Genomic DNA, 21,271 nt, shown 5'->3' with positions numbered 1-21,271 from the left:
ACGCCGATCGGCTACCTCATCGGGTTGGACGGCGGCGGGACGGTGGTCAGCTCGCCACACTTGGGGCACCAGCGGCTCTTGACCCGGAACGAGAACAACCCAGCCAGGTAGCCGAGCACCGTGGCGCTGGTCAACGCACAGATGTCCATGATCGTCTGCCTTCCCTTGGATGAAATGGAACGTCTCTCTCGGAGGGATGGAACGGGATCGGGCCGGGTGGTTGCCGCCACCGGCCCGACCCCGGCTCTCACCGCCACCAGCCCATGAACCGCCAGTAGACGTCGCCGCAGCGGTCCTGCGGCAGGTCAGCCATCGCGTCCAGCAGGCACGTCGCCAGGTACACCGACAGCGACACCCGCGCCCCCGCGTACTCGGCCAGCAGTTCCCGCCGCCGCGTCCCGCACGGCCACGAAAGGCCACAGCCAGCGCAGATCCAGCTCGGCCGTACGGGTCGATGCGTCGTCACCGCGTCTCCCCCGGCCAGTGACCCCGGTTGATCGGAATCCGGTGCCGTGCCCGGCAGGGCAACACCGACCCGCACCGGCAGATCCGCCGCCACCTGCGCCAGGACCACACCGGCCGATGCCGGCGAGCCAGCGTCATCGCCGCCGCCACCAGGTACGACTCGTACGTGACACGCCCAGACACACGACCTCCCGCAAGCCCGAACCGCACTCCTAATTTGCAAGTCCAAAAACGATGGTACGTGTGAGGACACACTTTGGGAACCCACCCGGCACGTCCCACACCCACCGGGACAGCCGTCAGATACTCACCACCATGGTCAACCCGACGATCCAGCGCCGACGCCTCGGCAACGCCCTCAAACGCGCCCGCGAAGCCGCCGGCAAAACCCAGGACGAAGCCGCCAAGATCATCGACTCCTCAGCCAGCAAGATCAGCCGACTCGAACTCGGCCAGTCCGGCATCCGCCAAACCGACCTCACCCTGCTCCTCGACTTCTACGGCGTCACCCGCGACGACGCCGAACCCCTCCGCGACCTCGCACGAGCCGGCCGCCAACGCGGACGATGGAGCGGCTACCGCAACGTCATCCCCGATTGGTTCCGCCAATACCTCGACCTCGAAGCAGACGCCACCCACATCCGCTGGTACCAACCAGAAGTCATCCCCGGCATCCTCCAGACCGAGCCCTACATCCGCGCCCTCAACCAACGCACCCACACCGACGACCTCGAGCGACAGATCTCCGTACGACTCGAACGACAGAAGGTCATCGACCAACCCGACGGACCCCACCTCCACCTGATCCTCAGCGAGTCAGCCCTCCGCCGCACCCTCGGCGACTCGGCCGCCATGCACCAGCAGCTCACCCACCTCGCGACACTCGCCAACCGCCCAAACGTGACGATCCAGGTGTTCCCGTTCGACGCCCCCACCTACGAGACCTCGTCGTACAACTTCATCATCCTGCGCTTCGGCGAAGAGCTGGCATCCGAAGTCGTCTACCTGGAGACCCTCACCGATGCCGACTACCTCGACGGACCCGACTCCGTCCGGGCATACACTCGGCTCTGGGAACGACTCACCGCCGCCGCCCTCGGCCCGGTCGAATCCCGCACCCTCATCCAACAGATCGCAGACGACACCAGAGGCTGACCATGAACACGCCCCACCCCACCTGGCGCAAGTCCAGCCGCAGCGACAACAACGGCGGCGCCTGCATCGAGGTCGCCAACATGCCCCACACCACCGCAGTCCGCGACAGCAAAGACCAGGCCGGACCAACCCTCGCCTTCACCACTCCGACCTGGGCCAGATTCATCGACTCGATCAAAGCCGGCGAACACGGAGCGCTCACACCGGAGTTGCTGGGCTAGGACCTGCTCCACCAGATCCAGAAGCGGTCCGGCCGAAGCCGGACCGCACACACACGCCACGGCCCACGACCCCGCGCGCACACCGGTGACACCACGCCCCAGAACTCGACGAGCTTCCCCGGCTGCCGCCGTCGGTTGCCGCCGCAGCACTACGCCGAGCGCTGCTCCGGCATTTGCCGATCGACACCGGTCTCGCTAAATGGCAGCGGCAGTACACCGGCACGGCGGGGCGGGTGGAGAACGCGCAGGTCGCGGTATACCTCGCCTACGCCGCCCCGGGCGGTCACACGTTGATCGACAGGGAGGTCTACCTGCCCAAGGCATGGACCGACGACCCGGACCGGTGCGCCGCCGCTGGCGTCCCCGCCGATGTCGAGTTCGCGACCAAGCTCGTTCTGGCCCGGCGGATGCTCACCCGTGCCCTCGACGCGGACACGCCGGCGGCGTGGGTCACCGCGGACGAGGCCTACGGCGGTGACCGGCACCTGCGCCGCGGTCTGCAGGCCAGGGGGATCGGCTACGTCCTGGCCGTGGCGAAGAGCCACCGGGTCACCGCCCGTCCGGTCGACGGCCCACGGCGTGCTGACCGGCTCGCCGCCGACCTGCCCACCCGAGCCTGGAACCGCCTGCCCGCCGGCGTCGGGTCGAAAGGCTCCCGCTACTACGACTGGGCCTGGATCGCCATCACCGCACCCGCCGACGAGTCCCCCGGCCGGCACACCCTGCTGATCCGCCGCCGGATCAGCGACGGCGAGTTGGCCTTCTACCGCTGCTGGTCGGCCCGGCCCGTTCCGCTGCGCACGCTCGTGCGCGTGGCCGGGACCCGATGGTCGATCGAGACCTGCTTCCAGACCGGTAAGGCCATCGGCCTGGACGAGCCCCAGGTCCGCCGCTGGCACGCCTGGCACCGCCACGTCACCCTCGTCATGCTCGCCCACGCGATCCTGACCGTGATCGCAGCCCGTGAACACCGTGACCGCACCGCAGCCGATCAGACAGTGATCGCGTTGACCCTGCCCGAGATCCGCCGTCTCTTCGCGAAGCTGATCACCAACACCGTCCACCCGATCAGCCACTGGCTGACCTGGTCACACTGGCGGCGTCGACACCAGGCACGCGCCCGGACCAGCCACTACCGCCGCCGCGACCAGGCAATTCATCAACCAGCATCTACAGAACGAACCCGGGCTGCCGTATTAGTTTAGGTATCCACCTCTCCCAATTCAGTCGGACTTTCTGGCTTATAGCACTGCGGTGGCTCATCCACACCACGCCAGAAGATCCAAAGGCGGCCACAGGTGTGACATTTGAATACCGGCCTGGACGCCACATAGACCTCCTCAGCGTCCACCAGGCCCTCGAATCGATCAAATTCAAGGTCCGAAATTATTTTCCACTCCAGCTCGTTAGGGATCGGCCCACTTGTTTGAATTATCGTGCCGCATATGCACAGAAATTTCGCCATCACGGCATCACCTCAATCTGACCCACACGCGCGCCCGTTCCCGCAATCCTGGCCTGGATATTGGCAAGCTGGTCTGCGGTAACGCTCGTTTGCGAAAGGTCAATAATAACGCCGCCACCTCGGACCTGACCACCCTTAGTAGCAACAGCGCTCACGATTCTGCTCACATTTCTCGTAGTGGGGGTGTAGACATCCCACTGTACACCGTCCACAAGAAGGTCACTTGTTGCAGTCCCCCTCGGACCAACCGGATCCCTAAGAACAACATTCCCTCCCCGGGCAGCCATGTACTGTGCGGCCGCCAATTCAGAGTCTGAAGGATCGGCAGCCGATACCCGAAGGGATCCCAAATTCGGGCCGGCGATTAGCTCACCGCAGTTATGTACGAGTACCGGTGCTGTGCCGGCGAACACATAGTACGTGTGGATGTCAGCGACGGTGAGGTTGTAAACCGTGGCGGGCCGCTGGCAGGCGACGATGTCGATGACCCGCAGGCGGGAGCCGTCCGAGGCCAGCAGTTCGTCACCCGGTCGTAGCCTGCTGGCGTCACGCCACGTCGCCTGACTGGCTACCCAAAACGGGTGACCGTCGGTAGCGGTAATGACCTCCGATTCCACTGACCTAAACTTTGGTCGTTTTGTGGGTAATAGCGCCGGTTTCGGGGTGGGTGTGGGTCGGGTGCGGGACGTGAAGAAGCTCCTGGTAGGACATGGATTGACTAGATCAACATGTTCCAACCAGGAGCTTCGGTGTCGAATTCTGCCATGCTGTCCGCCAGCGCGGTGCGACAGGCCGCCGATCAGCGGGAGACGCTGCGGGCAGCGGTGATCGCCGGGCCCGCCGGTGTCGGGACCCTCGACGAGCAGGTGACCGGCCGGTTGTGGCCACTCCTGGCCGATGCCGCACTGATCGAACGGGCGCGGGCCACGGTCGGGCACGTCGACGCCCGGCGGCGGGTGCTGACCGGAGCGGTCACGGTGATGATCGTGCTCGGGCTGTGCCTGTTCCGGCGGGAGAGCACATCGGTGGTGACCGCACGGGTGACCTCACGGCTCCCCCGGACCCGGGTGGAGGGCGCACCGACCGCCGCGGCGGTGTCGAAAGCCCGGGGCAGACTCCCCGCAGCGGTGCACCAGCGGGTGTTCACCGACGCCGCCCGGTCCACACCGACGTTCGGGCCCGAGTCGTACGCGTTCGGTCTGCTGGTCACCGCGATCGACGGCACCGTGTTCGACCTGGCCGACACGACACGGACACGGGCCGGGTTCACCACCCCGACCGGCGGCCGGTTCCCCCAGGCCCGGATGGTCGCCCTGGTCGCCTGCGGCACCCGCTGGATCCTCGCCGCCCGCATCGCCTCCTCCGGGACCAGCGAACAGGCCCTCGCCGACGACCTGATCGGCGAACTCCAACCCGGCACCATCAACCTCGCCGACCGGGGCTTCTTCTCCATGGACCGCTGGACGCGGGCGGCCGCCACCGGGGCGCACCTGCTGTGGCGGGTCAAGAACGGCGCCCGGAGCCTGCCCGCCCGACTGGTCGAGGTCCTCCCCGACGGCTCCGCGCTCGTGCAACTCGCCGAGTCCGACGCGATGCTGTCCCGCCGCCGCACCACCCGCGCCGACCGCACCCTGCCCCGACTCCGTCCGACACTCGCCCGTCTGGTCGAGTTCACCGTCACCACCCGCGACCGCGCCGGCCGCACCACCCACAGCCGCTACCGCGTCCTGACCACCCTGCTCGACCACCACCGTCACCCCGCCACCACACTCGCCGCGCTCTACGCCGAACGATGGCAGATCGAACTCACCTACGGACGACTGAAGACCACCCTGCGGGGACCCCGCACCCGACCACGCGGACACACCCCCGAACTCGCCTACCAGGAACTCTGGGCGCTACTGACCGTCTACAACGCCCTCGTCCGACTCGCCGTGACCACCGCCGTCGACCTGAACATCGACCCCGACGCGGTCAGCTTCGCCACCGTCCTCGCCCTGACCCGCGCACACCTCGCAAGCCAGGACCCCGCACCCTGCGTCAACTGCGGACACGACGACCCCGACCCCACCACCACCCTGCTCACCGCGATCGCCGCCCAACCCCACAACCGACACACCCGCACCCGCACCGGCCCCCGCACCAAACGACAACGACGAACACAACGCACCCGCGACGTCACCTACGAGATAACCATCACCCAGACCGACCTACCCAAAGCCAGCAAAACGGCCAAAGTTTAGGTCAGTGCCTCCGATTCCTGTCCATTGCCGCCGCAGAAGTCGAAAAGAAGACAGCGAATCCGGAGGAAACCAACCGACCCCGTTCACGCCTCAGCGGGGTCCGACGTCTCCCAGCGCACCTGATCACCATCCGGCAGTGGTCGGTGGCGGCGTAGGCATCAGCACTGTGCCCGAGCCAGCCACTACCAGGGCAGCCTCCAAGTCTGAAAGTACGGCTGGAGTAGCAAGTCAAGGTCCATCTATAGCAAATCCTCCAACACCCCGTCAAGCAACATCGGAGAGATTTCCTGAGCCATCATCACAGAAACAAGAAGGCTCGCGAGATGTCCGAAAACCACCGAGCTTGACCCAACAGATCCAAATGCCGCACAGTCAAGAGAGAGGATACCGGGACTCAAGGAGCCCTGCACAGAGAACCAGCTCTTCAGGCCAGATATTGCACCTTCGGCAAGGTGTCTCGGAAGCCCAACTCTAGGTGTTTCCAGGCTCCGCACAAGCGAGTCACGATATTCCAGCCCACATCCAGCAACATCTTCATCAATAGTGGCGGCACGGAGGACGAGCCGATCATCCGAAGTTGCATAATATGTACCCCCAAGAAGGCCATACTGCACATCGGCACCACGCGGGATCATAAGCTCGATCGCTGCAGACGATCTATATGGCCGCACATATCCCGGTACACAGACCGCCAACTCTGCAGGAGACACCTCCAAGCAAGCCGGCCGATCATCAAACCAGACACGCGCCTTGCGGTGATACCGAAGCGCGACTTCAATCATCCCAGCCCCCAAAACCTCTTATAGCCCGGAGAAAGCTGAGACGAAAACTGTGAAACGACTTCCGGAGGGTACACACTGAACGGCGAAACGTCGTACCTAGAAAAAGCGGCAGCATGTGCATCCATGTAGTCCATGCCCATCTTCATGAATTGCGACTCCGACAGTTCGTGCATATAGAAACTTGCATCTCCACCACTAATTCGAGTACCGCTTGCATTAGCTTCCCGAAGTCGAGAGATCATCGCATCATTTATATCAACTTGACCGAATTGCGACAGGTGCGCCTCCACTCTAGCAAGCCCACTATCCGAGACACGAATCTCCCGTCCGGACAACCGACCTAGCCCATTGCCAGATGAGGCAGAAACCCCAGTCGCGCCGTCGACAGAAGCGCCGGTTGGCGGCCCATCTGACCCTCTGCCGCCCCCCGAGCCAGAACCGGAGCCGGTGTTGGCTGTCGTCGGTTTGCCGGTTGAGCCACCAGCGGGCGCGTCCGATGATGGGGTATCGGATTTTGGCTTCACCGTCGGACCAGGCGCGTCAGGCGTGGAGGAACCTCCGAAGAGCTTCCCGACTATTCCTCCGCAGATACGGGTGGGGCAACCCGGAGTCAGGAACCCCACGCCTGCGGCCGCTGCACCACGGAGATCCCCTTCGAAAAGCGCCTTGCCAATAAGGTACCCATCGTAACCCGTTGAAATTCCGCGACAAAATCCACTCAGCGTACAGGCCACTTCCCCAGCAAGCTCTTCTTGCCAACTTCGCGGAGGTCCCATCTTGAGCTGAGCGCTAACATATCGACCAGCATCTGCCTTCGCCTGGCAATCGTATGGGCCAGTACCGTTGCAGTGGGTAGTTCGGATCGTGCCGCCCTTGACGCTCGGCCCGAGACCGTGATGACTGCCGTTGACGTGGGGATCGTTACCCACTAGGAAATCAGTGTAGATCATGCCGCTGGGGTCGCTGTAGGTTACTGGGCTGTTGTTCGCATAGCTGTAGGGGTTCCACTGCTGCGGATCGGTCAGGTCATGGACCGGGTCGACGCTGATGAACCGGCCGGCAACCGGGTCGTACTCGCGAGCGCCCAGATGCGTCAGGCCCGTGTTGTCGATGGTGCCACCGACGAAGCCCTTGCTGTTCGGCCAGGTCGGCACCGCCCCTCGGGGAGTGCCGTACGGGGTCTGGCGGCGGACGGTCAACGCCTGGCTGACCGAGTCGACTGCTATCGACGACGTGCCCTGGTGGTCACTGGCCAGCCACGACAACCCACTCATGGTCCGCGATCCGACGGTGGAGCCCAGGTGACTGTAGTAGCGGGTGGCGCTGGTCGAAGTCGTCGCCGAGTTGTAGCGGATCTCCTGGCCGGGGAGGTAGAGCGTCTTCCCGCCCGGATCACGACGGATCAGCCGGTTGCCGTCTGCGTCATAGAGGTAGCTGGTCGCTCCACTGCTGTCGGTGGAGTTGGCCAGCCGACCCTCGGAGTCCCATCCCAAGGTCTGAGTGCCGGAGGTGACGGTCGGCCGGGTCGCGGTGTTGCCCGCCGCATCGTAGGTGTAGGTGCCGGTCTGCGCCCCAGTGGTGGAGGCGAGGGCGTGTGGCCTGACCGCGCCGGCCGCTGGATAGTTGTAAGTGGTGGTGGCGATGCCACCGGTGGTGTGCACCGACTGGGTACGACGGTTGCCGACGCTGTCGAAGGTCCAGGAATGCCAGTACGGTGCCGGGCCGCCCAGGCCGGCAGCGGACGGGGCCGTGGCGCAGTCCGCCGAGCTCGGCGTCCAGGCCTGAGTGAGCCGACGCAGGTGGTCGTAGTTGAAGCACTGGGTGTCGTCGACCGGATCCTGGGCCTCGTCCCGGATGCTGGTGACGTTGCCCGCGTGGTCCTGGATGTAATGTATTTCGGCAATCCTATTCGGTGCGACGGTGTCTCGCTCGGTGATGGCCTGAGACATCCGGCCGGTTTCCACTTCGTAGGCAAACGCCCGTGATACACGTTCACCGAGGATGTCGTCGGTGTCGAGAGTGACCTGGGTCGGCTGACCGAAAGCGTTGTAGGTGGTGCCGGCGACGTACTGGCTCGACATGCCTCCATATTCAGTTTCGAGCCTTGTCGGCAGCCCGAGGTCGCTGTAGCTGTACAGCAGGGTCTCGTCCGGCAGGTCGTTGTTCGTTGACGGTAGACGTAGCGACGCCAGCGAGCCATCAACGTTCCAGGTCAGGAAGGTGTTGTAGATACCAGCCAAGCCGGTCTCGGTCGCGGGGATGGTCACCTGGGTGCCAGTCGGCTGGTAGCGATCGTTGTAGCCGGTCACCCGTACCTGGTAGAAAGCGCTGCCTTCGATCCGCGTGGACTGGGTCAGCGCGCCCTTGAGGATGGTGTCGTAGATCCACTGAGCCCGAGGCGTGCCGCCGATCTCGTCGTCGTAGACAGCTCGCTTGCGGTTCAGCGGGTCGTACAGGTAGGCGAGCTTCTCGCCACGGGCGTCGGTGCTGGTGGTGACCCTGCCTGCGTTGTCGTACGTGAAGGTGCTGGCGCCCTTGTCCGGGTCGGTAACCTGGGTCTGCCGGCCGCGGAAGTCGTAACCGTACGTCCAGTTGTTGCCGACGTTGTCGGTAATGCGCTGCAGCAGGCCCTTGCGATTGTAGTGGTACGTCGACGAGTCCCAGCTTCCAGCAGAGCCCGGGGTGGGGGTCGCGCCATGGTACTGACGCAGTTCGACGGTGCGTCCATGCGTGTCGGACAGCGTAGAGGTCGTGGTGCCGCCCTCGGGTGGCGTGACGTCGACCCGGTCGCCAGCGTAGTAGACGCTAGTGCGCCACCGCTCGTCCGCAAACGGTTGGAAGACCGCGGCTCGCATGCGGCCGGCGCCGTCGTAGACGGCTCGGGTCTGGGTGTACACGAACGCCGCTTCGGTCGCCGTGTAGAGGTTGATGCCGGGGAGGTCGGTACCGTCGTGGTAGGCGCCGTACTCCTTGACGACCCGGCCAGCGCTGTCGTAGAAGGTGTCCGTCAGAATTCGGCCACCCGACGGCGATGGCGTCTGCGTCTGCCGGGGCCGCAGCAGTCCGTCGTAAAGAGAATACGACGTGACGTACGCACCTTCTGCGTTGAGTCGAGACGATGCGACTGTCGTCGCCGCGTTGTTGCGGACGTGGTAGGCGTAGGTCGCGTTCGCCGACTGGGTCGCCTTGTCGCGGCCGGGCAGCCAGACCGATGTCATCCGGCCGATGCTGTCGTAAGCCATGTCGGTGCGTTTGCCGTTTGGATCGACCGTGGCCAGCGGCAGCCCCCAGGCCGGTGCCACGGTCGTCGTCGTGGCGTGCTGCATCGCGTTAGTGATGGTGACCGAAGTGACCGGCCCACCGGTGGCCGGCGTGTAGGCGGTAGTGGTCTGGGAGTTCATCGCGTCGCGGACGGAGATCGACCGACCATGGGCGTCATAGCTCGACTGGCTCACCGTGACAAAAGTCGATGCACCGTTGTTCCAGGCCGACATCTCGTCGGCCCGGGTCGCGAGCCCCCGGGTCGGTACCGTCTCAAACGCGTTGCCGTCGTATAGAGTGCGCATCTCCCCCAGCACGTCAGCCTCAGCGAGGGTGCCGCTGGTGACTGCGCAGCCGACAGCGTAGGACTGCACCCGGTGTGGACGGTCCATCAGCCAGTTCGACTCGTTGCGGGGCGTGTAGTCGAGCTTGGTGCACTGCTCGTCGCCGCTGATGTTCACGTCACCGTGATCATCGACGGTTGCCGCCATGCCGTGCAGGTCGTAGGTCGCCACCACTCGGGTTGACCTTTCGCCCCGGCCAGCGTCCAACGCCGTGTAGTAGCGGACCGAGCCCACCCGGGTAAACCGGGCCGTCACCGTCTGCCCGTTGACGGTCCGCGACGCAGTGACCGGCGATGCCCACGGATCATTCACCTGCCGGGACACCACCGCACCGCCAGGCCCGTTCAACGACCTGGTCTCCCTGGCCAGCCCGACGTACCAGTCCTCATCGTTGATGCCGTCGATAGTGACCGTCCGGGTCCCGCCGGCCGGGCCGGCCCGGTCGCCGTGCATGCCCTGGAAGAATCGGGTCTCGGTGTAGGTCTGCTCACCGGGGTCGCCGACCGTGACGCCCACCCGCTTGAAGCCACGGTAGCCCGACCAGGTGCGGCTGTCCGAATCGATCAGCCCGTCGTCATCGCTGTATCGCCAGGCCGCTCCATCGAGGTAGCTGTACGAGTAAACCGTGGGTGGGCTGCCCTGAGGTGGTCCGCCACCGGTGTGGTCAGTCTCGTAGATCTTGGTCACAACGTACTTCTGGAACCAGTCGGTCACCGGCTGCTGGTAGCCCTCCGGTGTCCAGAGCACCGGGTAGCAAAGCCGGGTGTTGGTGTGCGGCGTCGGCGTCTGCCCCGCGACACAGTCCTCTCCGGAGTACGTGATGTTGGTGGTTCCGCCGCTCTGATGACGAATCCGCGTGATGCGCAGCCAGTTCATTGCCGGTGCGAAGTCGTTGGTGTCGACCCGGTTTGCGAGCTGCACCTCGGTGAACTCGATCGCCGGCATGCTGATGGCCGCACCGACAAGACCCGTCTGAGTGATCGTGGACAGCCAAAGTCCTGCCCGGGTACCATCACCCGGATCCGGGAATGTGTGGGTGAGTGTCCACCGCTCGACGTTGTCGTACGCTCCGCCGGAGCGGACCTGGGTCGTAACACTGGCCAGTCGCTTGGTGCTCCAGAATGTCGGCCAGAGCACCTCGTTACACGATGAGCCCGTGCACTCCGAATCCCAGGGCGTGTCTGGCCAGTGCGCTTCGTCGTGCACGCCGCAATTGCTCAGACAGCGATCCGCCACCGCGAAGTCGACTCGCGCCGGGGCCGGGGTCGCAAACACTGAGTCGACCCCGCTGACCCGACGGGTACCGTAGTCGATCCGGTCGAGCCAGCCGCCCCGGTCATAGCTCGCCGCGTCAGTGGCGACGAGGTTACGCCCGTACTGGTTGGCCTCCTTGCTGTACCAGTAGGAGACTGAGTTCCCGTGCAGATCGACGATGTAGTCGAGATTCCACCGCCAGGTCTGCATGCAGTGTGAGTTGGCGAAGGTGGCGGCACGGCACGGCTCGTTCGGGTCGTTGCCGAAGACTGGAACGTTCCAGGCTGAGTTCGTGACCGGGTTACCCGACGCCCAGCCCGGCAGCCGGTTGACCCCGAACCAGTACTGGACCCCGTCTGTCGTGGTGAGCACCCAGTACTCGCCGTTGTTGTCACCGTTGGTCGCGCCGGTTTTCCGTTCGATCCGGGAGCCCTCGTCGTTGCGCAGGTGCCAACGGCTCTCCTGCGCGTTGTAGATCAGTTCTCCGCCGCGGCCGAACATCGACAGGACGGCGTTGTCGGTTTCCCAGCACAGGTCGCCGGTCTTGACGGTGTTGTTGGCCTGCCCGCCCATGTCGTTGGCGCACGCCCGGTACCGCCGCTCGATGAACCCGCCACCTGATGTGTCGAATCCTTCACCGATCCACGACGGCTGGTTGTTGGACGCCGCGTGACGACCGTCGACTGACTGCGACGAGTACGCAAGCGACACCGACGGAGCCAGACCGCCGGCCGCAGGCGGCACCCGCATCGGATGCGACCAGCTGAAGGTGCCGGAGTTGCCGCCGACTGCCCAGGTCGACGACGGCAGAAGCGAGGTCGCGGCCAGGTCCCCGGCTGGGCCTGAAGGTCCCGCTACCAGGGCGACCAGACTGCCGCTCGCCGCCAGCGGTACCGTTGCTGTCACCGTCGTAGCGGCCAGGTCGTTGCGGCCAGGCAAGGCATTGCCGGCGCAATCCCCCGCTGCGGAGGTCATCGCACAGTCCGGCATGCTGACCAGCCGCAGCCGACTCGCCCAGTCAGCGCCGTACGCTGTGGCGAACGCACCGTAGTCGACGCTGACCGACACTTCACCGTCGGTTGCGTCCCCTTCCGGTGCGAGCCGAAGAAGCACTCCTCGGACACCTGCCTGCACGGTCGCCGCTCGGTCCAGCACCTCGACCCGCACCCGCTCGGGCCGCCGCTCGGGCCGATTGCCCGCCGACCGGGCCGACCCGTCGTCGGACGCGGTCACCTGCACCGGCAGACCGCCGGGTCGCACCGTCATACCGCCTCGGGCCGCCACCAAGTCCGTGAAGGCGACGCCGCCGTCTGGCCAGACCGGTGCCGGTTTGTTGCTGGCTGGCGGCAACGGCTTGACCGGGTCCGGTTCGTTGGCCGCAACTGCGGCGACCGGAACACTTGGCACTTCCTCGACCGCCGGGGGCTGGGCGGCGTGGGCCGCCTGCGCAGTCGTGGCCGACGGCGCCTGCACCAGTAGATTCGCGGCCAGTACACCCGCCAGTGCAGTAGCGACGATCCACCGAAGTTTCTGGGCCGGGCTGCGCCGGACCAGTGGCAGCGAAAATGGGAGCAGGTCTTCCTGCACCGCGACCTCCGGGTCCTCAGAGGGATGGATCATACGAGTCAGGTCAGTGCGATCAGGACGTGGGAGCGGTGAACCGCAGGCCCACTCCGGGCCGGAGCACGGGTTGCCGGTACGTGTACTGGATCGCGGCGGTGCCGTCGGCGTTTTCGATGCCGATGGTGGCGCCGCCGCCACGTTCGAGGAACGTGCCGTCGTTGTCGGTGTAGGCGAAGCTGTAGCCGCCGGCTTCGTCGATGATGGCCTGGAAGGTGACGCGGGTACGGGGGTCCTCGTACGAGTGGACGTTGCGCCACTCGATGACGAACTGCCGGTTGGGCGCCGTGCCACGGACAGCAGTGCGGACGCTGGCATTGGCATCGACGACCCAGTCGTGCCAGAACGGGTACAGCGCGGCGTTGGGTTGCTCAGCGCCGGCGGGTGACGGGATCGGCCACGCGTCCGGTGCGGGCTCGCCGGGGTTGATGAAGCTGACCAGTCCGTTGCTGTCCACCCAACCGGTGGAGTACGTCTGGCCGTAGAGGGTCACTGGGAAGGGAAGTGCGACCGAGGTGTAGGCGTCGTCACCGGTCAGGGACAATAGGGTGCCGTTGGCGGCGGTGTAGGCGACGGGTTGCTCGGCCAACTGGTAGCCGCCGCCGGTAGCGGTGACGGCTAGGCCGAAGTCGGCGGTTACCTGGGTGTTGGTGCCGACCACCACTTGGCGCGCGTCCGACCCGCGGCAGGCGCCGCTCGGCACGGTGGCGATCGCGGCCCAAGTGCCGGCAGGCACCGCTGTGACCTGGTAGGTGCCGTTGGGAGCGGTGGTGGTCGTCTTGTCCGCGACCGCCACGGTGGCTCCGGCGACCGGTGTTCCCGCACAGGTGACGGTGCCGGCGACGCTGCCCAGTCCGGGCGGGTTGGGGGTGAACGTGATGCCCTGGCCGGAGGCAAGCCACGGCTCACGGAACAGGTACTGGAAGCCGATGGAGCCGTCGCCGTTCTCGATCCCGACGGTGCCCTCACCGCCGCGTTCGATCGACTTCGCTGGGTCGATGTCGGCGTATGCGAGCATGATCTGGCCGTTCTCGGAGAAGACGACCTCGAAGGTGGCCCGCGTGTTCGTGTCGCCGTAGATGTGGACGTTGCGCCACTCCACGACCCATTGCCGGTTCGGGGCGGTGCCGCTGATCCTGGTCGCAATCCGGGCCTGGGCGTCGACCACCCAGTCGTCCCACAGCACGTAGACCGCCGCGTTCGGTGAGCCATCCACCGCCGGCGACGGGATCGGGCCCGGCCAGGAACCGATCCAGCCGAAGTACGCCGGGTCCTTGAAGCTGATCAGGCCGTTGGCGCTGATCCACGCCGACGTGTACGACTCACCGTAGAGCTTGACCGGGAATGGCGGGTTCTTCTGCCATACCGTCTCGTCGCCCTGCCAGGCCTCGACGACGTCACCGGGGATGAAGGTCTGCGCTGCGGTGGTGCACTTGTAGCCGAACTCGTCGCCGTCGACCATCACCGACAGGTCCACGTCGGAGGTGCCGCCGGGGTGGTTCATCGTCTCTCGGGCGTACTGGCCGGCACACCGGTTGTCGCCGGTGGACGCGACGACCTTGTATTCGCCCACTGGAACGGTGGCGAACTGATAGCTGCCGTCGGCGGCGGTGGTGGCGCTGCGGTTGCCCGGGTTCAACGTCACCGTCGCCCCGGCCACCGGGGCACCGGTGACTGCCGTGGTCAGCACCCCTTGAACCGTTCCGGCCGGCGCCGGGGTGTAGGTGATCGAACTGTTAGCGGTCAGCGCGGCCTCGTGGAAGGAGTACAGCGCCGCCACCGTGCCGGAGGCGTTCTCCAGGCCGACCGTCGCAGCCGAGCCCTGCTGGATCGGGGTCGACATGGCCCCGTAGTGGAATGCGATCCTTCCGTCCTCGTGGAAGATCACCTCGAAGGTGATCCGCTGGGCGTTGGTCGGTCGGAATCCGACGTTGCGCCACTCGACCACGTACGACCGATTCGGTGCGCTGCCCAGCGTCTGGGTACGGATGCTGGCCGACGCGTCGACCTCCAGATCGTCCCAGAACGGGGCCACCACGGCGTTCGGCGCCGCCGTCGTCGGCATCGTCGGGTTCGCCCAGGTGTCCGGCTCACCGGACACGCTGCCGAAACTCACCAAACCGTTCGTGTGTACCCGTCCGCTGGTGTACGTCTCGCCGTGGAAGCGTACCGGGAACGGCAGGGTGACCATGGTCGCCGCGTCGTCGCCGGTCAGCGCCAGCGCTGTAGACGCGGCGACGAACCCGGACGACCCGGTGCTGCAGGCGTAGCCCAGGCCGCCATAGTCCGGACCCAGCTGCAGGTCAGACACCAGGTCGGCGAAGAGCTCCACCTGCTCGCGGACGACTGCGCCGCACCGTCCGGCCATCCGCACCTCGACGGTGTAGCTGTCCGCCACCAGGCCGGTGAAGTTGTACGCGCCACCGGCACCGGTCGTGGTACTGACCCCGGTCGGGTCCAGGATGACCGTGGCACCGACCACCGCTGCGCCGACGGCGTTGGTCAACGTACCGGACAGGCTGTGCAGCTCCAGCTCACCGACGGCGTCGGGGCGGGTGAAGGTGATCGCCTTGGCGCTCGCCAGTACCGGCTCGGCGACGGAGTAGTGCAGCCGGTCCTGGCCTTCGGGTGCCTCGATGCCGACGACCGCGTGGGCGCCCTGTTCGGCGGCGTTGTCGATCTGGTCGTAGTTGGTGGTCACGGTGCCGTTGGGGGCGAGGATCGCCTGGAAGGACAGCCGCTGCGCGGTGTTGCCCTTGCGGTGGACGTTGCGCCACTCGACGACGAACCGTTCTCCGGTGCCGCTTCCGGTGGTCGCGGTACGCACGCTCGCTGAGGCGTCAACGACCAGGTCGTCCCAGAACGGGGCGACCGCCGCAGCCGGCGCGACCGGAGCCGGCTGCTGGCCGCTGTACGGGTGCGAGCCACCGGGGTCGGTGAAGGAGAGCAACCCGTTGGTGTCCACCCACGCGCTTAGGTAGGCACCGCCGTAGAACGGGAACGCGAACGGCAGTTCCACGGTGGCAACGGCGTCGTCGCCGGTCAAGGTTAGTGCGCTGGATGCGGCGGTGAACGCGGTGGTCTGCTCGGCGCAGGTGTGGCCGAGATCGTCGCTGAACGCGGAGAGGAAAATGTCGAACGTTTCGTCCTGACCGCTGATCGTAATTGGTCCGCTAAACACCTCGCCGCATCGGCCGCCGAAGGTTGCGGTGATGGTGTATGAGCCGGGAGCGAACCCGGTCACCGCGTAGCTGCCGTCGGACCCCGAGGTGGCCTGGTGGCCACCAGGCTGCAGCTGGACGACGACGCCGGCCTGTGGGAGAAAGAATGCGTTCCACACCGTGCCGGACAGACTCGCTGCGGACGTCACCGTGAAAATGCCTTCGTTCACAGAGCTGACCCGGCCGCCGCCGTCGACCGCGACCGCGTAGACGGGCCGCTCCCCCATGACGCTGCCAACGTTGACGGTCACCGTCGCGCTGCCGCCTGCAACGGTCGCGTTCACCGTGCTGCCCAGCCCAGTACCGTCGATGCTGTACTGGAACGAGGTGACATTCGTGTCCCCACCCGCGTCAAGCTGGACGGTGAGCTGGCCGCCAGCACTGACGTCGCTGCCGTTGGGAAAGGTGACTGTCGGCGGCAGCGGTACGGCGAGCTCAGCGAGATTCGCCGGGGTCTCGACGAAGTTGTAGAAGCGCACGTTGTCGACGAGACCAGTGAAGAAGCTGTCGTCGCCGCCGTTCCACTTGCGTTTGCCAACGGCGACATCTGTCGTGGCGTTGAACCCCCCGACGAGGGTCGCGGTCGCGGTCTGGAGCCACTGACCTAAACTTTGGCCGTTTTGCTGGCTTTGGGTAGGTCGGTCTGGGTGATGGTTATCTCGTAGGTGACGTCGCGGGTGCGTTGTGTTCGTCGTTGTCGTTTGGTGCGGGGGCCGGTGCGGGTGCGGGTGTGTCGGTTGTGGGGTTGGGCGGCGATCGCGGTGAGCAGGGTGGTGGTGGGGTCGGGGTCGTCGTGTCCGCAGTTGACGCAGGGTGCGGGGTCCTGGCTTGCGAGGTGTGCGCGGGTCAGGGCGAGGACGGTGGCGAAGCTGACCGCGTCGGGGTCGATGTTCAGGTCGACGGCGGTGGTCACGGCGAGTCGGACGAGGGCGTTGTAGACGGTCAGTAGCGCCCAGAGTTCCTGGTAGGCGAGTTCGGGGGTGTGTCCGCGTGGTCGGGTGCGGGGTCCCCGCAGGGTGGTCTTCAGTCGTCCGTAGGTGAGTTCGATCTGCCATCGTTCGGCGTAGAGCGCGGCGAGTGTGGTGGCGGGGTGACGGTGGTGGTCGAGCAGGGTGGTCAGGACGCGGTAGCGGCTGTGGGTGGTGCGGCCGGCGCGGTCGCGGGTGGTGACGGTGAACTCGACCAGACGGGCGAGTGTCGGACGGAGTCGGGGCAGGGTGCGGTCGGCGCGGGTGGTGCGGCGGCGGGACAGCATCGCGTCGGACTCGGCGAGTTGCACGAGCGCGGAGCCGTCGGGGAGGACCTCGACCAGTCGGGCGGGCAGGCTCCGGGCGCCGTTCTTGACCCGCCACAGCAGGTGCGCCCCGGTGGCGGCCGCCCGCGTCCAGCGGTCCATGGAGAAGAAGCCCCGGTCGGCGAGGTTGATGGTGCCGGGTTGGAGTTCGCCGATCAGGTCGTCGGCGAGGGCCTGTTCGCTGGTCCCGGAGGAGGCGATGCGGGCGGCGAGGATCCAGCGGGTGCCGCAGGCGACCAGGGCGACCATCCGGGCCTGGGGGAACCGGCCGCCGGTCGGGGTGGTGAACCCGGCCCGTGTCCGTGTCGTGTCGGCCAGGTCGAACACGGTGCCGTCGATCGCGGTGACCAGCAGACCGAACGCGTACGACTCGGGCCCGAACGTCGGTGTGGACCGGGCGGCGTCGGTGAACACCCGCTGGTGCACCGCTGCGGGGAGTCTGCCCCGGGCTTTCGACACCGCCGCGGCGGTCGGTGCGCCCTCCACCCGGGTCCGGGGGAGCCGTGAGGTCACCCGTGCGGTCACCACCGATGTGCTCTCCCGCCGGAACAGGCACAGCCCGAGCACGATCATCACCGTGACCGCTCCGGTCAGCACCCGCCGCCGGGCGTCGACGTGCCCGACCGTGGCCCGCGCCCGTTCGATCAGTGCGGCATCGGCCAGGAGTGGCCACAACCGGCCGGTCACCTGCTCGTCGAGGGTCCCGACACCGGCGGGCCCGGCGATCACCGCTGCCCGCAGCGTCTCCCGCTGATCGGCGGCCTGTCGCACCGCGCTGGCGGACAGCATGGCAGAATTCGACACCGAAGCTCCTGGTTGGAACATGTTGATCTAGTCAATCCATGTCCTACCAGGAGCTTCTTCACGTCCCGCACCCGACCCACACCCACCCCGAAACCGGCGCTATTACCCACAAAACGACCAAAGTTTAGGTCAGTGCGGTCTGGAGCACACCGTTGACGTAGAGCGTCATCTGCTTGGTCGAGGCGTCGTAGACCCCGGCGAGGTGAGTCCACCTGCCTGCGGTGGGTGCCTCGTTGGACAGCACGCTGTACAGCGTGGGGTTGTCGACGTCGGCCGCCGCCATGGTGAATCGCCAGCGTTGGTTGCCGCCGGCGTAGCCGAGGTGGTACGCGGACGTCCGGGAGCCGTTCGCACTGACCACGGTCTGTAGGCCAGTTCCCGCGGTGGAGTTGATCCTGACCCAGGCTGCGACGGTGAAGCTCACATCGGTGCGGACCTGTGTCGAGACACCGGTGTCGGGGTGCGGCGTGCTGAGCGCGCCGGCCTTGGTGGCCGCTGCGGTGCCCGGCAGCGACAGTGCCGTACCGGTCCCGGACCGGCCGGCCACCCGGGTCGCCAATGCGCCGACGGTCAGGGTGTTGCCGTGGCCGGAGACGTCGGTAGCGGTTGCCCCGGTCTCCTCGAACGTCCACTCGGCGGCAGGGCCGGCGCCGGCCCGAACGCTGAATGTATACGACACGGGCGTGGAGAATCGGCCAGCGTGGTCCTTCGACCACACGTACAGCACGTTCACGCCGTCGTGCGGCGGCACCACGGTGACCGACGCGCCGTAGTCTGTCGTTCGTGCCGACATAGTCTTCGCCGCCGTCATCACAGCTGGGTCGAAGCTGTACGCGTACTCTTTGACCTCGAACGGGCGGACAGTCGGCGCGGTCACGGTGAACGTGCCAGGCAGACCTACGCCGCCGCGCGGCACGCCGTCATCGGGGTAGTTCGTGGAGTCGACGCTCGCCGGCGGTGGCGGCGGTGTCGCGTCTACGGTGAACTCACAGGTCCCGGACCACACCCCATGACGTGAACCGTCCCAGGTGCGGGCCTGCCACACGTAGCTCGTGCCGTCAGTCAATCGCCCGGACGGGATCGCCCGTGACACCGTCGACGGGTTCCCCGCCGACTGGGAGACCTTGTTCGTCTCGCTACGGGCACCGCCGACCGGCCACCAGTAGAAGTCGGTTGTCAGCGACTGCTGGTCAGAGTCCGGGTCGGAGTGCTTGGCCGCGAGGATCGGCGTGGTCGTCAACACGTACGGCCGTGACGCCCCGGTGGCGCAGGCCTTTCCATCGGACTTGCGGTCCGTCAGTGCGTTCGGGTCGGTGTTGTAGGTGATCGCCAGCTTCGGTGAGGAGTGATTGAACCGCTTCCACTGGTTCTTGGTGCCCTCGTCGACAGCCCGCAGACCTACGGTCAGGTTCGACCATTTACTGGACGCGGCCTTCGCCACCATTGACGTCACGTTGAACTCGATGGTGCCGGTGCCGAGGCAGCCGTGCGCAGCCCCATGCTTGCGGTTTCCCGAGGTCTGTGCCGTGTAGCTGCCGTTCCAGGTGGGCTGGTTGTTCCACGTCGTGCTCGACGAGATCGCCCCGGTCAGCCACAATTTCGCATTGCTCTTCGGGCTGCATGTCCACGCGTGCCGCTGCTCGACCCGAAACTCAGCCTTGACGATGTTCTTCCCTGCAACCTTTGATGTATTCATCCGAAAGAACGACCGGATGATGTAGTCGCTGCACCCGGAGCAGTCTTCGGTCCGCCCGGCACCCGCCGATCCGTATGTCGAACCGTTGTACAACGCCGACGAGTTCTGCCAAAACGAGCTCGACTTGTACTTGCTCCACACCGTCGTCCACGCGTTGCTGACGATCCCACCGGTCCAGGACGGGTCGATATAGATCGGTAGCTTTGTCCGTGGGTCGGTCAGCATCGTCTTGTCCGGCAGGATGGTCATCGAGTCCCCGTTGACGCGGACCGGCATCACCGCCCGATGGGCGGCCTCGGGGATGGCGGGCTGGTCGGGTGCGACCTCCGCGGTCGACGACTGATCCAGCTGCTGCTGCTCTGCTGAGTCAGTTTTGCGCTGCGGTGCGGACTCCTGCGTGTCCTTCTCCCGGGTGGCCCTCTCCGGTGCCGCGTCGGTTTCGGCCTCCGCGGACTCAGTGGAGTCCCACATCAGAGGTGCAGGCGCGGCAAATACGACGGCGCCTTTGTCGTCGCGGGCGGCCAGCCCGCCCGAGGCGGTTGCGCCCACCGTGACGCCCTTCGTCTCCAGCCCGAACCGCAGTGACGCGAGGTCCGGATCCGCCGCTGCCTCGCGGGAACGTACCACCAGCACCTCGGAGAAGCCCAACGGCTGCGCGGTCACCTGTAGATCGACGTCAGGCAGTACGTCCCGGTAGATTGCGGTCGCACCCGCCAGCTCGGGCTTCGGCAGCCGAGACGGCCAGATCATCGCCAGCTCTCGCTCGCCGTCCCGGAGCCGGGCAAGTGGGGCATCGCCGCCTCCGGAGAAGACCATCGGCAGCACCGTTGACCGTGGCGCCGGGCCGTTGGCCGTCATCTTGAGGGTGGTGTCGACTGGCACCCATGCGCTTCCCTTACGGACCCGGGCCGGCTCGATGGTCTGCTCCAAGGTCCGCGAACCGTCGACGTTGACGAAGGTCTGTGTCCACTCCGTACGCTCGGCGAGAAGCTCGACCCGCCGGCCACAGATCTCAACCATTCGCGTCGCCGAGGCTGCGTCTGCCTGCTCATCCACACAGGCCTGTGGCGGAGAGCTGGTGGGAGCAGCGGCCACGCGTGCCGGCACCGCCAGTCCTGTCAGGGCTACCGATGCGGCCATTGTCGCGGCCCAGTAGCGCCGCGAACCGCCCATGCGCACGCCTGCCATCCGGCACCCCCGTGATTGACGCCAGTCAGTGCCCGAACTATAAGGGCCCTGAACGATCGGCGTAAATGCCCGTCACAACCTGCAACCACAAAGCGGACACGGCGTACCCGTTCGACGCCAACGGGTAACGAACAGTGAGCACAACGAACAACTACTCAGCGCTACGACCCCGTAGCCCTCCTCCACGAGGTCCGGTCGGGGTTCCGGTTGGGGCAGTTAGTTCGATACCATCGAACAAGAATCGGCGCGGCCCGGCGG

Annotated in this window: 11 protein-coding genes; 4 read left to right on the top strand and 7 right to left on the bottom strand. The window is 66.3% G+C overall.

Going from position 1 to position 21,271, the window contains the following annotated elements; translation table 11 throughout:
- Positions 1 to 11: 11 nt before the first annotated feature.
- Both EDC02_RS40055 and EDC02_RS05350 read right to left on the bottom strand, forming a co-directional pair.
- A complete protein-coding gene (locus tag EDC02_RS40055) occupies positions 12 to 149 on the bottom strand; it encodes a hypothetical protein (RefSeq protein ID WP_158632059.1) in 138 nt (45 codons plus the stop codon).
- Between the two features lie 98 nt (positions 150 to 247).
- Complete coding sequence (locus EDC02_RS05350) at positions 248 to 466, bottom strand: hypothetical protein (RefSeq protein WP_123600989.1); 219 nt, start codon at positions 464 to 466, stop codon at positions 248 to 250.
- 314 nt (positions 467 to 780) lie between these two features.
- Between EDC02_RS05350 and EDC02_RS05340 the strand changes: the two genes are divergently transcribed.
- From EDC02_RS05340 to EDC02_RS05330, 3 genes are all read left to right on the top strand, one after another.
- Positions 781 to 1,620: a helix-turn-helix transcriptional regulator gene (locus tag EDC02_RS05340; protein ID WP_123600988.1), complete on the top strand. Its 840-nt coding sequence runs from the start codon at positions 781 to 783 to the stop codon at positions 1,618 to 1,620.
- Between the two features lie 2 nt (positions 1,621 to 1,622).
- A complete protein-coding gene (locus EDC02_RS05335) occupies positions 1,623 to 1,841 on the top strand; it encodes a DUF397 domain-containing protein (protein ID WP_123600987.1) in 219 nt (72 codons plus the stop codon).
- 173 nt (positions 1,842 to 2,014) lie between these two features.
- Positions 2,015 to 3,046 carry an IS701 family transposase gene (locus EDC02_RS05330; protein WP_158632058.1) on the top strand — a complete coding sequence of 344 codons (1,032 nt, stop codon included), beginning with the start codon at positions 2,015 to 2,017 and terminating at the stop codon, positions 3,044 to 3,046.
- Positions 3,047 to 3,305: 259 nt separating this feature from the next.
- Here EDC02_RS05330 and EDC02_RS05325 read toward each other — a convergent pair whose 3' ends face one another.
- Positions 3,306 to 3,923, bottom strand: a complete 618-nt coding sequence (locus EDC02_RS05325; RefSeq protein WP_158632057.1) for a polymorphic toxin-type HINT domain-containing protein — start codon at positions 3,921 to 3,923, stop codon at positions 3,306 to 3,308.
- Positions 3,924 to 4,055: 132 nt separating this feature from the next.
- On the opposite strand from EDC02_RS05325, the gene EDC02_RS05320 reads away from it, so the two are divergent.
- A complete protein-coding gene (locus EDC02_RS05320; protein ID WP_158632025.1) occupies positions 4,056 to 5,549 on the top strand; it encodes an IS4 family transposase in 1,494 nt (497 codons plus the stop codon).
- 778 nt (positions 5,550 to 6,327) lie between these two features.
- On the opposite strand, the gene EDC02_RS05310 is transcribed toward EDC02_RS05320, so the two are convergent.
- The 4 genes from EDC02_RS05310 to EDC02_RS41320 all read right to left on the bottom strand — a co-directional run bounded on the left by EDC02_RS05310 (position 6,328) and on the right by EDC02_RS41320 (position 20,845).
- Positions 6,328 to 12,777, bottom strand: coding sequence for an RHS repeat-associated core domain-containing protein (locus tag EDC02_RS05310; RefSeq protein WP_233605754.1), 6,450 nt, complete (start codon positions 12,775 to 12,777; stop codon positions 6,328 to 6,330).
- A gap of 52 nt (positions 12,778 to 12,829) precedes the next feature.
- Positions 12,830 to 16,510 carry a carboxypeptidase regulatory-like domain-containing protein gene (locus EDC02_RS05305; protein WP_233605753.1) on the bottom strand — a complete coding sequence of 1,227 codons (3,681 nt, stop codon included), beginning with the start codon at positions 16,508 to 16,510 and terminating at the stop codon, positions 12,830 to 12,832.
- Between the two features lie 125 nt (positions 16,511 to 16,635).
- Positions 16,636 to 18,129: an IS4 family transposase gene (locus tag EDC02_RS41325; RefSeq protein WP_158632025.1), complete on the bottom strand. Its 1,494-nt coding sequence runs from the start codon at positions 18,127 to 18,129 to the stop codon at positions 16,636 to 16,638.
- Between the two features lie 124 nt (positions 18,130 to 18,253).
- Positions 18,254 to 20,845, bottom strand: a complete 2,592-nt coding sequence (locus tag EDC02_RS41320; RefSeq protein ID WP_158632056.1) for a LamG-like jellyroll fold domain-containing protein — start codon at positions 20,843 to 20,845, stop codon at positions 18,254 to 18,256.
- Positions 20,846 to 21,271 lie beyond the last annotated feature (426 nt).

This window comes from Micromonospora sp. Llam0, from assembly GCF_003751085.1.
In the GTDB taxonomy this organism is placed as follows: domain Bacteria; phylum Actinomycetota; class Actinomycetes; order Mycobacteriales; family Micromonosporaceae; genus Micromonospora_E.
This window is presented reverse-complemented; position numbering and strand designations above follow the sequence as displayed.

Bases quoted from the DNA above. Each gene is read 5' to 3' on its own strand.
- EDC02_RS40055 (WP_158632059.1), bottom strand. From the start codon at position 149: ATGGACATCTGTGCGTTGACCAGCGCCACGGTGCTCGGCTACCTGGCT.
- EDC02_RS05340 (WP_123600988.1), top strand. From the start codon at position 781: ATGGTCAACCCGACGATCCAGCGCCGACGCCTCGGCAACGCCCTCAAA.
- EDC02_RS05335 (WP_123600987.1), top strand. From the start codon at position 1,623: ATGAACACGCCCCACCCCACCTGGCGCAAGTCCAGCCGCAGCGACAAC.
- EDC02_RS41320 (WP_158632056.1), bottom strand. From the start codon at position 20,845: ATGGTTGAGATCTGTGGCCGGCGGGTCGAGCTTCTCGCCGAGCGTACG.